Source organism: Frigoribacterium sp. R86507 (assembly GCF_044597695.1).
Taxonomy (GTDB): Bacteria; Actinomycetota; Actinomycetes; order Actinomycetales; family Microbacteriaceae; genus Frigoribacterium.
This window is the reverse complement of the sequence record NZ_CP139002.1, coordinates 3,088,350-3,101,672: the sequence shown is the minus strand read 5'-3', so window position 1 is coordinate 3,101,672 and position 13,323 is coordinate 3,088,350. Positions and strand designations below refer to the sequence as shown.

The following is a 13,323-nucleotide window of genomic DNA, read 5'->3' as shown; positions in this document are numbered from 1 at the left end:
GAGGAGGCGCGGCGCGGGTCAGGACGCGGATTCGCGGGCGGCCGCGTCGAGCGCCGCGGCGATGCTGTCGAGCTGGGGGAGGGCCTCGGCGATCGTCTCGTCCGTGCCCGTGGTCGAGAGGACGTACTGGTAGGCCTCGCGCAGGGTGGTCGTGGTGTCCTCGCCCTGCGCGGTCAGGTGCAGGAAGAGGCTGCGGCGGTCGCCCGGGTGCCGGCTGCGCGTGACGTGCCCCGATTTCTCGAGCCGGTCGACCACGGCCGTCGTCGCCCCCGTGCTGAGCAGCAGCTCCTGGGCGAGCGCGCCCGGGGTGAGCCCCGGGGCGTCGGCGACGGCGAGCAGCGCGGCCAGTTCGGTGTGGCCCATGCCGACGACCTTCGCGGCGTGGAGTCGGTAGCGGCGGTGCGCCTCGTCCAGGCTCTGCAGGGTCGCGGCGAGACGCCGGACGGACTCCGGGTGGTTCTCCGGAGTGGCAGGAAGGTCGGGGCTCACGACAGCAGGTTATTCGAGCGTCGCCCCCGGTGTCGCCAGGGCGGAGCGAAACGGATGACCCCGTTCGGGGCCGTGACGGTCGCCGCCGTCGGTGCCGCGGGCCCACGGCGGCCGTCAGGCGTGCGTGTCGAGCAGGCGCGCCAGCTCGGGGGTCAGGGCCGAGGCCCAGGACTTGTGCACCTGCGCCCACGAGTAGAACTCGGGTCCGACCCGGGCGGCACCGTCGTCCGGATCGGGGAACGGCACGAACACGCAGTCCCCGCGGCGACCCACGACGGTCCGGGTCGCGGCGTCGAGACGAGCCACCTGGCGTCGGATCCGACCCCGGCCCAGTCGGGCGGTCTGCGCGAAGCGGTGCATCGGCGGGATGCCCGCCACGATCACCGGGCTGAGCCCCCGGCCCGGACGTCGCGCATGATCGAGCAGTCGGTCGAGGTCGCGCTGCCACGCCCGCGCCGAGGTCATCAACAGCACGTCGCTGAAGCCCAGTGCCACGACCACCGCGTCGACGTCGGCCTCCGCCAGGGACGACGACGACTCGGCGGCGTCGTGCACCGTCAGCACTCCCGGAGCCACCTCGATCCAGGCGAACGGCCTGCCGCGCAGGGCCCCCACCTGCGACGCGACCCGGCTCAGGGTCGTCAGGTCGTCGTCGAGCACGCCGAAACGCGCCGCGGCGGCACTGCCGAGGTAGCCCACGTGGTCGGCCGCGCAGGTCACCGCCTCAGGACGCCGGGGCGGGAAGGTCCCGGTCCGGATGACGTGCCGGAAGTAGGCGAGTCGCAGCCGGAGGACCGGCCTCAGCGCGGACCAACCGAACTCCTCGACGCGTCCGGCGACCGCCGTGAGGCGTCGGTTGCTCGCCATCGGACCTCCTGCGTCGTCGCGTCGCCGGGCCGCCCGACGGGCACGCCCTCGATGTCCGGATGAGGCTGAAGCTACACGCGTGCGGGCCGCCCGGCCCGGCCCGGAACGCAGGAGGCGCGGTGCCGGTCTCGAGGACCGGCACCGCGCCTCCTGCGGTCGCCGCTCAGTAGTCGATGCGGCCCCGGCGGTCGTGGAACTCGCCGGTCGGGCCGTCGGGTCCGAGCAGGGCGAGGGCGACCGTGGCGTCCGTGCCCTCGGTGACGGTCTGGTGGCCGCCGTGACCGTTGAAGTCGGTGGCGGTGTAGCCCGGGTCGCTGACGTTCACCCGGAAGGTCGGCAGGTTCTTGGCGTACTGCACGGTCAGCGCGATCACGGCCGCCTTCGACGACGCGTAGGGCACCGCGGCGACGGGGTACTCGTCGTGGCCTTCGGTGCTCAGCCAGCGCGGCCAGCCGACGCCCGAGGCGACGTTGACGATCACGGGACGGTCGGAGCGGCGCAGCAGCGGCAGCGCGGCCTGGGTGACGCGGACGAGCCCGACGACGTTGACGTCGAGCACCTCCTGCATCGTCTCGGGGGTGAGGTCGTCGACGCCGAACGACGAGCCGAGCACGCCCGCGTTGTTGACGAGGACGTCGAGCTCGGGCAGGGAGGCGAGCGCCGCGTCGACGCTCGCCTGGTCGGTGACGTCGAGCTGTACGGCATGGGCTCCGAGGGCCCGGACGGCGTCGCCCGACTCGAGGTCGCGCATGCCGGCGTAGACGGTGTGGCCCGCCTCGAGGAGGCGGCGGGCGGTCTCGAGGCCGAGGCTCTTGTTGGCCCCGGTGATGAGTGTGGTGGTCATGGGTCCATGCTGCGCCCGACCCCGCTCCGGCACCCAGGCCCCGCACGACGGGAGGACCGGCAGTACCACCCTCGGGCGACCGGACCGGGAGAGGATGGGCGCATGAGCGAGTTCGCGGATGTCTTGCGGTCGTGGCGTGACCGGGTCAGGCCCGCCGACGTGGGACTGCCGGCGGGGGCCGGACGTCGCACGACGGGCCTGCGCCGCGAAGAGCTCGCAGCGCTCGCCGAGGTGAGCGTCGACTACGTCGTCCGCCTCGAGCAAGGGCGGGCGACCAACCCGTCACCGCAGATGCTGCGCGCCCTGGCGGTCGCCCTGCGCCTGAGCGACGACGAACGCGACCACCTCTACCGCTCGGCCGGCGCCGCGCCTCCGTCCGCCGGGGTCGTCCCGCGGCACGTGGGGCCCGGCGTGCAACGCATCGTCGACCGGCTCGGCGACGTGCCCCTGGCCGTCTTCTCGGCGACCCACGACATCCTGCTGTGGAACCCGCTCTGGGCCGCGGTGAACGGCGACCCGTCGCGTCTCGTCGGCCTCGAGCGCAACCTCGTCTGGCGGCACTTCACGTCGGGCCACGCGGGCACCGACTTCGACGCGCAGCACGAAGAGGACTTCGCGAGCGACCTCGCCGCCGACCTGCGGGCGGCCGTGGGGCGCTACCCGTCGGACCGCTCGCTCGACCACCTCGTGTCGCGCCTGCTCGAGACGTCGCCCGAGTTCGCGCGCCGCTGGGCCGAGGCCAAGGTGGCCGAGCACCGGGCCAGCCGCAAGACGGTCACGAACACGCCGGCCGGCCCGATCACAATCGACTGCGACGTGCTGACCGCACCGGGCGACCTACGGATCGTCGTCTACACGGTCGCACCCGGCTCCGACGACGAAGCGCGACTCGACCTGCTGCGCGTTACCGGGCTGCAGTCGATGGCGGCGACGCCGGTCGCCTGAGTCCGCTCGTGCTCGGGTCAGTCCTCGCGGGCCGACTCGCGGGCCGCGTCCCGGGCTGCGCGCGCCCGGGCCTTGACGGCGGTGATGACTTCGGTCTTGGCGTCGGCGTAGTCGTTCATGTCGTCCCAGTCGCGGCCGAGCAGGTCGCGCTTCACGCTCGCGTAGAGCTCGCGGTCGGCGGCGTCGGTGCGCAGATGGTCGCGCAGCAGCAGGTACTCGTCGATCGCGTCGGCGCCCTGCTCGTAGACGTGCACGTGGACGCTGCGCTCGGGCGTCCGCACGAGTCGGTGCCCGGGTTCACGCACCCGCAGCTCGTAGCCCGCGGCGAGCAGCGGGTCGAGGTAGTCCTCCTCGGCGGTGATGTCGGGCACCGCGACCACGATGTCGACGATCGGCTTCGCCGCCAGGCCGGGCACCGACGTCGAGCCGATGTGCTCGACGTCCACCTCGAGACGTGACGGTGCGAGGGCCTCGAGGATGCGGCGTCGGTGCTCGGCGAACTCGGTCGGCCAGCGCTCGTCGTAGTCGTGAAGCTCGACGTGGACGGCCTCGGCACCGCCCACGATCTCGGTGGTCGTGACGTCGGGTCGGCGGGGCGTTCGGTCGGCAGGCATCAGGAGATCCTGCCAGACGCCGGAACCGGTCGACCCTGTACTAATATCTGCGCATGCACGTAGATAAGAAGGTTTGCGGACTCGACCCCGATTCCGAGTACGTCGAACTCGCCGTCGAGGTGTTCGCGATGCTCGCCGACGCGACCCGCATCCGCATCATCCTGGCGCTGCGGAACGCCGAAGAGCTGTCGGTGAACCACCTCGCCGACATCGTCGATAAGAGCCCGGCGGCGGTGTCACAGCACCTGGCCAAGCTGCGACTCGCCCGCATGGTGCAGCCGCGCCGCGAGGGGACGACCGCGTTCTACCGTCTGACGGACGAGCACGCGTCCGAGCTCGTCAGCGACGCCGTGAGACAGGCCGAGCACGTCGTCGGCAACGCACCCCACCACGCCGGGGGGCAGTGAGGTGGCCGAACACGAACACAGCCATGAGCACGAACACAGCCACGAGCACGAGCACGAGCACGAGCACGAGCACGAGCACGGGCACCCGAACGGCCGGGTGAAGGCCTGGCTCTACGACCTGTTCGTCCCGCACACGCACGACTCCGCCGATTCCGTCGACGACGCCCTCGAGGCATCGACGGCGGGCATCCGAGCGGTCAAGATCAGCTTGTTCGTCCTGCTCGCGACGACGGTGTTGCAGGCCGTCCTCGTCGTGGCCACCGGGTCCGTCGCCCTCCTGGCCGACACGATCCACAACTTCGCCGACGCGCTGACCGCGGTGCCGCTCTGGATCGCCTTCGTCCTCGGTCGACGAGTCGCCACCCGCCGTCACACCTTCGGTTTCGGCCGCGCCGAGGACCTCGCCGGTCTCTTCATCGTCATCGTCGTGGCCCTCTCGGCCGTGGTCGCCGGGTGGGAGGCGGTCGACCGTCTCGTCCACCCGCAGCCCGTCCAGGCGCCTTGGTTGCTCGTCCTGGCCGGCGTCGTCGGCTTCGCCGGCAACGAGGTGGTCGCGATCTACCGCATCCGGGTCGGCCGCCGGATCGGTTCGGCCGCGCTGGTGGCGGACGGCGTGCACGCTCGCCTCGACGGGTTCACGTCGCTGTCGGTGGTGCTGGGGGCCGTCGGTGTGCTGCTCGGCTTCCCCCTCGCGGACCCGATCATCGGCCTGCTGATCGCCGTGTCGATCATGATCCTGTTGTGGGGCACCGTGAAGTCCGTCGGTGCCCGCCTGATGGACGCCGTCGACCCCGACCTGCTCGACCGGGTCGAGCACGCGCTCGAGCACGCCGCCGGGGTCGTCGCCGTGCGCGACCTCCGCCTCCGGTGGATCGGGCACCGGCTGACGGGCTCGGCGACCGTCGAGGTCGCCACCGACGACCTTGTCGTCACGTCGGGCATCGCCGACCACGCCTGCCTACACGTCCGAGGGGCGCTCCCGAACCTCGACGCCTTCACGATCACCCCGGTACCGGTCGCCCGGGTCGCCCCTCAGGACTGAACGAGGGGCAGTCCTGCCGCTGCCCAGGCGGTCGTTCCTCCGACGACGTCGACGGCGTCGATGCCGCGAGACCTCAAGACCAGCGCCGCGCGGGCGCTCCGCATCCCGCCCTGGCAGACGAGGTACACGGCGACTCCGTGGGGCATCTCGTCGAGCCGGTCGGCGAGTTGCGAGGGGTGCAGGTTGAGCGCGCCGGGGAGGTGGCCCTCGGCGAACCGGTCGGCGCTCCTCACGTCGACGACGAACGGGGCCGGGAGGGTGGCCAACCGGTCGACGGTGATCTGGGTCATGCTGTCCTCGATCTCTCCTGGTCGGCGGTTCGGGGCGGTCGTGCCACGACGGGGCGAGGTGTCGGTCATCCGATGCCCGCAGTGCCGAGCAGGCTGCCCACGAGGTAGGTCGCCGCGAGGGCGAGGGCACCGCCGACGACGACGCGGAGCGTGGCACGGCCGACGGCCCCACGTCCGAGGCGTGCCCCGAGTGCGCCGGTCGCCGCCAGCGCGAGCAGGACCACCGCGACCGTCACCGGAATCCGCGGCCCCTCGGGCGTCAGCAGCACGGCGAGCAGCGGCAGGATCGCGCCGGCGAGGAAGGCCACGGCCGACGACAGGGCGGCGTGCCACGGGTTGGCGACGTCGTCCTGGTCGATGTGCAACTCGGCCGAGAGGTGCGCCGCGAGGGCGTCGCGCTCGGTCAGTTCGGTCGCCACGAGGGACGCCGTCTGCTCGCTGAGTCCCTGTGCGCGCCAGAGAGCCGTCAACTCGGCGAGTTCGGCCTCGGGGTCGTCGGCCAGCTCGGCGCGTTCCTTCTCGATCAGGGCTCGTTGGCTGTCGCTCTGGCTGCTGACGGACACGTACTCGCCGAGGGCCATCGAGATGGCGCCGCCGACCAGTGCCGCGGCCCCGGCCGTCGCGACGGCCGACGTCGACGTGGTCGCACCCGCGACGCCGACGACGACGGCGGCGACCGACACGATCCCGTCGTTGGCGCCGAGCACTCCGGCGCGGAGCCAGTTGAGACGCCCGGCGAGACTGCCGGCGTGCGGTTCGTCCGGGTGCGTGGGCAGGACGGAGGAGACGTCGGTCACCCGTCAGCCCTCACTCGAGTCCGACCAGACAGCCTTCGCGCCCGAGTCCCCGATGCGCACCGTCGTGACGATGCCGCCGATCGCGGCGACGGCGACCGCCACGGTGAGCGCGACCCCGACGATCGTGCGCGTGCCCTTCTTCAGGGTGGGATGCGGTCGCTTCGCGTCCGGGGTCAGCACGTAGTGCTGCCAGGCCCACTGCGCCACGGCGACGACGAACACGGCGATCGCCCAGGGCAACAGCGTGTCGCCGAGCTGTGTGTGCGTCTCGAGCAGGGCGCTGTGGCCGACCCGCTCCTCGAGCGATTCGCCCGACGACGTCGCCAGGGGCACCGCGACGAGCGAGACGAGGGCGACGAGCGGCGTGATGATGCCCAGTCGTCGGCGCAGCCGCGTCGACACGGCGCCGGCCACGATCAGCAGCGAGGCCGTCGGGAAGGCGACCGTGACGAGGTGCACGATCAGCGGGTGGAGGGGGAGTCCGTTCAGTTGCCAGTCCATGGCGTGATCCTGATCGGGGGCGTCCCAGAAACCCCCCAGACAGCGGATCGAGGAGGCGCGGGTCGGCTCGATCCCGCCGCTGGGCGGTTTCTGGGAAGGCCGCGACGAGCCTCGGGCCATGACCGCTCTCGACGGAAGACCCCCGGTGACGTCCCCGGGAGGACGACCTGCGCCTCCTGCCCCTCATCCTGCTCGTCGGCCGGTCCGCCGCGACGTCGGGATCGCGGTGGCGGGTGGGATCGGCATCGTCGCGGTCAACGCGGCCGGTCTCGTCATCACGTCGGGTGCGGGGGGAGTCGCGGCCGTCGACCTCGCCGTCGTCGAGCGCGTCAGTCGGATGCACTCGCCTCCGCTCGACGCGGCGGCGCTGCTGATCGACCGTCTGCTCGGACCGCAGCTCGGGGCGGCGCTCGTCCTGCTGTTCGCCGTCGCCGTGTGGGTGACGACGCGGCGGGCCGCCGAAGCGCTGACCGTCCTCGGCGTCTCGGTGCTGCCGTGGGCCGCGGCCGAGACGGTCAAGGTGATCGTCGGACGCGACCGACCCGACCCGCGCCTCCTCGTCGACCCCCTGCTGGTCGAAGCGCACTCGTTCTCGTTCCCCAGTGGCCACACCGCCCTGGCGACCGGTCTCGCGCTGGCGATCGTGATCGTCGTCCGAGGACGGAGCGGGCGGCGCCTGGTCGCCGTCGCAGTCGCGCTCGGCGTCGTCGTCGTGGCGGCGTCGCGGGTCTGGATCGGCGTGCACTACCCCACCGACACGATCGCGTCGGTCGTGCTCGGCTGCTCGGTCGTCGCACTCGCCCTGCCCCTCCGGCGTCGAGTCCTCGACCGGTTCGACCGGCGATGTGTCGACGGGGGCCCGTCGTGATCGCCGCCGTGCGACGATCGGCAGGGACACGACGGCGGAAGGAGGCCCTGGGTGACCGATCCTGATCCGCGCCCGCGCCTCCTGCTGGTCGAGGACGACCCCGCGCTGGGGCCGATCGTCGCCGACGTGCTCGCCGAGGCGTGGCGCGTCGACCTCGTGGCCGACGGCAGTCGAGGGCTCGACGTCGCTCGCACCGGCGTCCACGCCGTACTGGTCGTCGACCGACGCCTGCCCGGGCTCGACGGCACCGCCCTCGTCGCGGCCCTGCGTCGCGAGCACGTGACCACGCCCGTGCTGATGCTCACCGCTCTCGGCTCGACGGCCGACCGGGTCGAGGGCCTCGACCTCGGTGCCGACGACTACCTCGTCAAGCCGTTCGAGTTCGACGAGCTGTTCGCGCGGCTGCGCGCCCTCACCCGGTCGTTCGCGTCCCACGAGCCGTGGCTCGACGTCGGTGCCGGGCGGTTCTTCCCCGAGAGCCGCATCGTGGTCACGCCGTGGTCGAGTCGGGTGGTGCTGAGCGACCGCGAGGCCGGGCTGCTGGCCGCGCTCGCCGAGCGGCCCGACCACACCTTCGACCGGGCCGAGCTGTTGGCTGCGGTCTTCCCGCACGGCGAGCAGCTCGGCACCGTCGACACCTACGTCAGCTACCTGCGGCGCAAGCTCGACCGCGACGTCGTGCTGACCGTGCGCGGGCGCGGCTATCGGATCGGGGCACTGTGACCGGGCGACCCCGCCGGCCGGGACGGCTCGGTCGACGTCCCCCCGGCCCGACGCCGACCGTGCGGCGGCCCGACCCCGACGCGGCGGCACTCTACGGGGCGGCGCGGTCGGTCGGTCGCCAGATCGTGCTCGTCTCGGCCGTGGTGGTCGTGGCAGCCCTCGCGCTGACGATCGCGTGGGTGCTGCACCAGACGGTGCCGAGCGAGCGGCTCGAGCAGGTCGCGGCGGCCCGCCGCGGTGAGGTCTTCATCAGTGCCACCGACGTCGTGGCCGGTCTGGTCGTGCTCGGACTCGCCGGCGTGGTCTTCGCCGGGGTCGTGAGCGTCGTCATCGCCCGGCGGGCCGTCCGGCCGCTCGGCGACGCCCTGCGCCTGCAACGCCGGTTCGTCGCCGACGCCAGCCACGAGCTGCGCACGCCGCTGGCCGTCCTCGACGCGCGCCTCCAGGCCCTCGAACGCAAGATCTCCGGAGGCGCGGTGTCGGCGGACGCGCAGGTCGCGTCGGACGTCGCGCACCTCCGCGACGACTCCCGTGCCCTGATCGACATCGTCGGCGACCTGTTGGAGGCCGCCGGTGGCGTGGAGGACCCCGGGGGTGCCCCCGGGGCCGTCGACGTGGACGCCGTGGTGGCGGAGGTGCTCTCGTCGATGGCCGTGCTGGCCGACGAACGGGCGGTCCGTCTCGAGCTCGTCGCCGGCGGTGAGGAGGCGCGGGTCGCCGTGCCGCGGACGAGCCTGCGACGGTCGGTCCTCGCCCTGGTCGACAACGCCGTCGGCCATGCCCCCGCGGGATCGGCGGTCGTGACGACCGTCCGCGTCGACGGTCGGGGCACCGCGGCGACCGTGGTCATCGCGGTCGCCGACCAGGGGCTCGGGATCACCGGGATCGACCCCGCGCGCGTCTTCGACCGCTTCGCCCGGGCCGACCAGCCGACGGCCCCGGCCCCGGCCTCCGCGCGCCCGAGCTTCGGCATCGGTCTCGCGCTCGTCCGCGAGATCGCCCGCCGCCACGGCGGTGACGTGCGGGTCGCGTCGACCTCGAGCGCGGGCACGACGATCGAGGTCGTCCTGCCGGTCGCGTCGAGCCCGACGGGTACGGAGTAGACAGGCCGGATGGAATTCCGCTTCGACGCCGACCTCTGGCGATGGGAGAGCCGACGCGCCTTCTACACGTTCGTCAGCCTGCCGCCCGACGTCGAGGACCAGGTCCTGATGGTGGCCGGCGACCTGCTGCGCGGCTGGGGTTCCGTCCGGGTGGAGGCGCGGGTCGGCTCGTCGACGTTCGCCACGTCGGTCTTCCCCCTCGGTGACGAGAACGCCTACGCGCTGCCCGTGAAGCGGGCCGTGCGCGACGCCGAGGGCGTCGGGGTCGGCGACACCGTCGCCGTGAGGTTGCGCCTCCTCGACTTCTGAGGGTTCACGGAGGCCTTGACGGCGCTCCGGGACGGGTCCACTGTGTGGCTCACCACTCGTGGACCGTTCGAAGGAGAACCCCGTGCCCATGATCTTCGTCAACCTGCCCGTGACCGACCTCGACCGGGCCAAGTCGTTCTACACGGCGCTCGGGTTCACGATCAACCCGCTCTTCACCGACGAGAACGCCGCCTGCGTGGTCGTGGACGAGGGCCACAGCGCGTTCATGATCCTCACGCGCGACTTCTTCCAGACCTTCACCGACCTGCCCATCGGCGACCCGACCGCCGCGGCCTCGGTCGCCACGGCCGTCATGCTCGACTCGCGCGACGAGGTCGACACGACGGTCACCGCCGGCCTCGGCGCCGGAGGGACGGAGGCGCGCGCGGCGACCGACTACGGCTTCATGTACCAGCGCCAGCTCACCGACCCGGACGGCAACATCCTCGAGTTCGGCTGGATGGAACCGGCCGCCGCCGAACAGGGCCCCGAGGCCTACGCCCAGCAGCAGGGCGCCGACCCGCAGGGCGCCTGACGATCGAGTGGGCAGAAGTCGTCCTTCGAGCGACCGGGAAGGACGATTCCTGCCCCCTCGACGTCGTGACGCCGTGCGCGAAGCCCGAGGATGGCTCATGATGGCGGCGTGGGCACACTGCGCTACGGCGCCGAGGCGATCTCGATGGACGACCGGACCCTCGGTCACGTCCAACGCGCGCTGGCGGGCAAGCTGCGCAACGGCGAGGGCTTCCTGCTGACCTGGCGGCTGAGCCCCGACGAGGGCTCGGGCCGTCTGAGCCTCTGGTGCGCCCCGGGCATCCCGCTGGTGTTCCGGTACGACGAGCCCGTCGGGGCGATCGACTCGACCGTGGTGCGGGCCCTCGTCACGACGAGCTACGAGGGCCGCGGGTACCTCGACGCCACCGCCCTCGCGCCGGCGCCGCCCCGCGCGACGGACTGACCAGTCACCCGGTCGCCCGGGCGCTCAGCGGGCGAGCGTGTCGCGCGGGTACTCGTCGAAGCGCTCGGCGTAGGCGCCGGCGAAGCGGCCGAAGTTGCCGAAGCCCCAGCGCCGGGCGACGTCGGACACGCGGGTCTCGTTCGGCGCCGCCGCGAGCAGGTCGTCCCGGACGCGGTCGAGCCGCACCTGCCGCAGGTACGCCGCGGGCGACGTGCCGAGGTGCTCCTTCATCGACGTCTGCAGGGTGCGGGTGTGCATGCCCGACGCCTCGGCGATGTCGGCGGGGGTGATCGGTTCGGCGGCGTGGGCGTGGATGTACTCGACCGCGTGCCGGACGCGTGCGGCCTCCTGCGTACGCAGGCCGACCGGCACGTCGACGGCCCGCCACGGGAAGAGGTCGAGCATGGCCCGGGCGAGGGCGAGCTGGGCCTCGAGCCGCACGAGCGGGGACGCCTGCTCGGCCACGACGGCCGCGGCGCTCGAGCCGACGGCGGCGCGCCAGGCCGCGACCGCCTCGGGTCGCGGGGTGACCGCGTAGTCGAACACGATGCGCTGCGACGGTCCGCCGTGGCGTTCGGCGGCGGTCTGCTCGAGGAACGCGCTGCCGACCTGCACCATGCTGTTCGTCCGCGGGGTCGACTCGAACGAGAAGGCCTCTTCCGCCGGCATGAGGAACGGCGTGGAGCCCTCGCTCGTGAAGGTGTGGCCGCGCTGGTGCAGCGTGGTGCGACCGCTGCGGTTCCACGCGACGATGTACTGCCCCGGGAAGGGGATCTCGCCCTGCATCGGGGCGGCGAACGACGAGGTCTGCAGCACGAGACGGTGGTCGCCGGCGAGCACGTACGAGTACTCGAAGGGGGTGCCGCCCGGCTGGGCCCGGAAACGCCGGCCCCGGTAGTGCGTCTCGAGTCGGCGGGTCGCCTCGCGCAGGTCGGTGCCGCCGTCCTGCACGCGCCGGTAGGTCGACGCGGTGCCGCCTGTGAGGTCGACGGGGTGCGAGGTGACGCCGCCCGTGGGGTCCGGTTCTCCGTCGGGCTCGCTGACGTAGAAGCTCGGCATGGTGTTCCTCTCGATCCGTTGTCCTGCTGCACCGCCGCGGTGAAGGGCGGCACACGATGGAGACGATGCCCGAGGGCGAAACGTCACGAAATCGTCGGACTCTGCCGTTCTTCGGTGCGGCGTGACGCGGCGACGGGGCTCGAGGTGCCCCCAGTCCGCGGGCCGACGGCGGGCGGGCCGGGGGCCGCGCGGCGAGCCGTGCGCAGCCCCGGACGACGAAGGAGGCGCGGTGCCGTCGCACCGCGCCTCCTCGTCCCCGGGGTGGTCGCGTCAGTCGGCCGTGGCCACCGCGATCTCGTTCGGCGTCACGTCGAGTTCGCGTGACGACAGCACCTCGCCGGTGCTCAGGTCGACCGCGTGCACGCTGTTCGTGGCCGGCTCGGTGACGTAGCCGACGTCACCCGCGACGACGATCGCGGGGTGGGCGTCCTGCCACTCGGCCGGGCCCTCCCAGGGGGCGACGACGGGCCACGAGGCCGTGAGCTCACCCGTCGCGGGGTCGAGCACGTGCACGGCGCCGTCGGTGCCGATCAGGTACGCGAGGTCGCCCGGGCCGCGGGCCACGCCACGGAAGGTGTACTCGACGCCCTCGGGCAGGTCGACCACGTCGAGGGTGTCGGCGGCGGTGTCGATCAGGGTGACGGCGTGCAGCAGGTAGCCCTCGGCGTCGGGGTCGTCCTTGTGGTCGCCGACGACGATCGGGCTGGTCTCGCTGACCCACGCGTTGCCCATGCGGCCGTAGGGCTGCGAGGGGGAGTCGAGCTTGGTGAGCGTGCCGTCGTGGTAGACCAGCGCGCCGTCCTCGCAGCCGAACACGACGGCCTCGTCGGCCGCGGTGCCCTCGCCGTGGACGCCCGGGCACTCGTCGCTCTGCGCGACGACCGTGCCGTCGGCGTCGCGGACCTCGATGCCCGTGCGGCCGTCGGAGTCGCCGACCGTCGTCAGGAAGGTGCCGTCCTCGAGCACGACCGAGACGCCGTGGTGCGGCTCGACGCCCTCGATCGTCTCGACCGCGGGCAGCTCGCCGTCCGCGACCGCGGTCGTCAGGTCGCCGGACTCGAACACGGTGGTGTCGCTCGTGCCGTCGGCGTAGAGGATCGTCTTGCCGCCGTGGCGGACGACGTGGCCCGCGGTGTCGGCGTCGAAGACGAGGTCGGTCAGGGCGGCTTCGTCCGAGCTGCCCGCCGCGGTGTCGAGCACCTGGAAGCCCTCGCTCGTCGTCACCATGACGTGGCGGCCGTCGCCGGCGGGGTTCAGACGGGTGAACTCCTCGGAGTCGAACTCGCCGACGGTCTCGAGGGTCTCGCCGTCGAGCACGACGACGCGGCCCTCGGACGAGACCGCGAGGCGGGGGCCGGACGAGGAGGCGCCGGTCGCGTCGGTGCCGTCGGTGCCGTCGGTCGCGGTGCCGGGTCCGCCGGTCGAGCAGGCGACGAGGGTCGCGGCGACGCCGAGGGCGAGCAGCGTGCCGCCGGTTCGTCGCAGGTGGGGGGTGCGCATGGGTGTT

18 protein-coding genes are annotated in these 13,323 nt (G+C 73.0%); 9 read left to right on the top strand and 9 right to left on the bottom strand.

Annotation, left to right across the window (positions count from 1 at the left end):
- Positions 1–18: 18 nt before the first annotated feature.
- The 3 genes from SJY14_RS14655 to SJY14_RS14645 all read right to left on the bottom strand — a co-directional run bounded on the left by SJY14_RS14655 (position 19) and on the right by SJY14_RS14645 (position 2,200).
- Complete coding sequence (locus tag SJY14_RS14655; RefSeq protein ID WP_396599276.1) at positions 19–489, bottom strand: MarR family winged helix-turn-helix transcriptional regulator; 471 nt, start codon at positions 487–489, stop codon at positions 19–21.
- A 114-nt stretch (positions 490–603) separates the two neighbouring features.
- Positions 604–1,356, bottom strand: a complete 753-nt coding sequence (locus tag SJY14_RS14650) for a hypothetical protein (protein ID WP_396599275.1) — start codon at positions 1,354–1,356, stop codon at positions 604–606.
- Positions 1,357–1,519: 163 nt separating this feature from the next.
- Positions 1,520–2,200, bottom strand: coding sequence for an SDR family NAD(P)-dependent oxidoreductase (locus tag SJY14_RS14645; protein WP_396599274.1), 681 nt, complete (start codon positions 2,198–2,200; stop codon positions 1,520–1,522).
- Positions 2,201–2,302: 102 nt separating this feature from the next.
- Here SJY14_RS14645 and SJY14_RS14640 point away from each other — a divergent pair, with 102 nt between their 5' ends.
- Complete coding sequence (locus tag SJY14_RS14640; protein WP_396599273.1) at positions 2,303–3,145, top strand: helix-turn-helix transcriptional regulator; 843 nt, start codon at positions 2,303–2,305, stop codon at positions 3,143–3,145.
- A gap of 17 nt (positions 3,146–3,162) precedes the next feature.
- On the opposite strand, the gene SJY14_RS14635 is transcribed toward SJY14_RS14640, so the two are convergent.
- Positions 3,163–3,759, bottom strand: a complete 597-nt coding sequence (locus SJY14_RS14635) for a GrpB family protein (RefSeq protein WP_396599272.1) — start codon at positions 3,757–3,759, stop codon at positions 3,163–3,165.
- 53 nt (positions 3,760–3,812) lie between these two features.
- Here SJY14_RS14635 and SJY14_RS14630 point away from each other — a divergent pair, with 53 nt between their 5' ends.
- Both SJY14_RS14630 and SJY14_RS14625 read left to right on the top strand, forming a co-directional pair.
- Positions 3,813–4,166 (top strand): ArsR/SmtB family transcription factor, encoded by a 354-nt coding sequence (locus SJY14_RS14630; protein ID WP_396599271.1) that lies wholly within the window; start codon positions 3,813–3,815, stop codon positions 4,164–4,166.
- A 1-nt stretch (position 4,167) separates the two neighbouring features.
- Complete coding sequence (locus SJY14_RS14625) at positions 4,168–5,208, top strand: cation diffusion facilitator family transporter (RefSeq protein ID WP_396599270.1); 1,041 nt, start codon at positions 4,168–4,170, stop codon at positions 5,206–5,208.
- Here the strand turns inward: SJY14_RS14625 and SJY14_RS14620 are convergent.
- From SJY14_RS14620 to SJY14_RS14610, 3 genes are all read right to left on the bottom strand, one after another.
- Complete coding sequence (locus SJY14_RS14620) at positions 5,199–5,498, bottom strand: rhodanese-like domain-containing protein (RefSeq protein WP_396599269.1); 300 nt, start codon at positions 5,496–5,498, stop codon at positions 5,199–5,201. The genes SJY14_RS14625 and SJY14_RS14620 overlap by 10 nt on opposite strands.
- A gap of 65 nt (positions 5,499–5,563) precedes the next feature.
- Positions 5,564–6,295, bottom strand: coding sequence for a VIT1/CCC1 transporter family protein (locus SJY14_RS14615; protein ID WP_396599268.1), 732 nt, complete (start codon positions 6,293–6,295; stop codon positions 5,564–5,566).
- Positions 6,296–6,298: 3 nt separating this feature from the next.
- Positions 6,299–6,796, bottom strand: a complete 498-nt coding sequence (locus SJY14_RS14610) for a DUF2231 domain-containing protein (RefSeq protein ID WP_055970818.1) — start codon at positions 6,794–6,796, stop codon at positions 6,299–6,301.
- Between the two features lie 145 nt (positions 6,797–6,941).
- Here SJY14_RS14610 and SJY14_RS14605 point away from each other — a divergent pair, with 145 nt between their 5' ends.
- The 6 genes from SJY14_RS14605 (at position 6,942) to SJY14_RS14580 (ending at position 10,757) form a co-directional block, all read left to right on the top strand.
- Entirely contained in the window at positions 6,942–7,664 is a 723-nt protein-coding gene (locus SJY14_RS14605; RefSeq protein WP_396599267.1) for a phosphatase PAP2 family protein, read from the top strand.
- A gap of 51 nt (positions 7,665–7,715) precedes the next feature.
- On the top strand, positions 7,716–8,387 hold the full coding sequence (locus tag SJY14_RS14600; RefSeq protein WP_396599266.1) for a response regulator transcription factor: 672 nt from the start codon (positions 7,716–7,718) through the stop codon (positions 8,385–8,387).
- Positions 8,388–8,446: 59 nt separating this feature from the next.
- The gene (locus tag SJY14_RS14595; RefSeq protein ID WP_396599265.1) at positions 8,447–9,490 is read left to right on the top strand and encodes a sensor histidine kinase; all 1,044 of its coding nucleotides are present in this window, start codon (positions 8,447–8,449) and stop codon (positions 9,488–9,490) included.
- A 9-nt stretch (positions 9,491–9,499) separates the two neighbouring features.
- On the top strand, positions 9,500–9,799 hold the full coding sequence (locus tag SJY14_RS14590) for a DUF1905 domain-containing protein (protein WP_396599264.1): 300 nt from the start codon (positions 9,500–9,502) through the stop codon (positions 9,797–9,799).
- Positions 9,800–9,881: 82 nt separating this feature from the next.
- A complete protein-coding gene (locus tag SJY14_RS14585; RefSeq protein WP_396599263.1) occupies positions 9,882–10,334 on the top strand; it encodes a VOC family protein in 453 nt (150 codons plus the stop codon).
- Between the two features lie 108 nt (positions 10,335–10,442).
- A complete protein-coding gene (locus tag SJY14_RS14580) occupies positions 10,443–10,757 on the top strand; it encodes a hypothetical protein (RefSeq protein WP_396599262.1) in 315 nt (104 codons plus the stop codon).
- A gap of 24 nt (positions 10,758–10,781) precedes the next feature.
- Here the strand turns inward: SJY14_RS14580 and SJY14_RS14575 are convergent, their stop codons facing one another.
- Positions 10,782–11,816 carry a helix-turn-helix transcriptional regulator gene (locus tag SJY14_RS14575; RefSeq protein WP_071254861.1) on the bottom strand — a complete coding sequence of 345 codons (1,035 nt, stop codon included), beginning with the start codon at positions 11,814–11,816 and terminating at the stop codon, positions 10,782–10,784.
- Positions 11,817–12,086: 270 nt separating this feature from the next.
- Entirely contained in the window at positions 12,087–13,316 is a 1,230-nt protein-coding gene (aztD, locus tag SJY14_RS14570; RefSeq protein WP_396599261.1) for a zinc metallochaperone AztD, read from the bottom strand.
- Between the last annotated feature and the right edge of the window lie 7 nt (positions 13,317–13,323).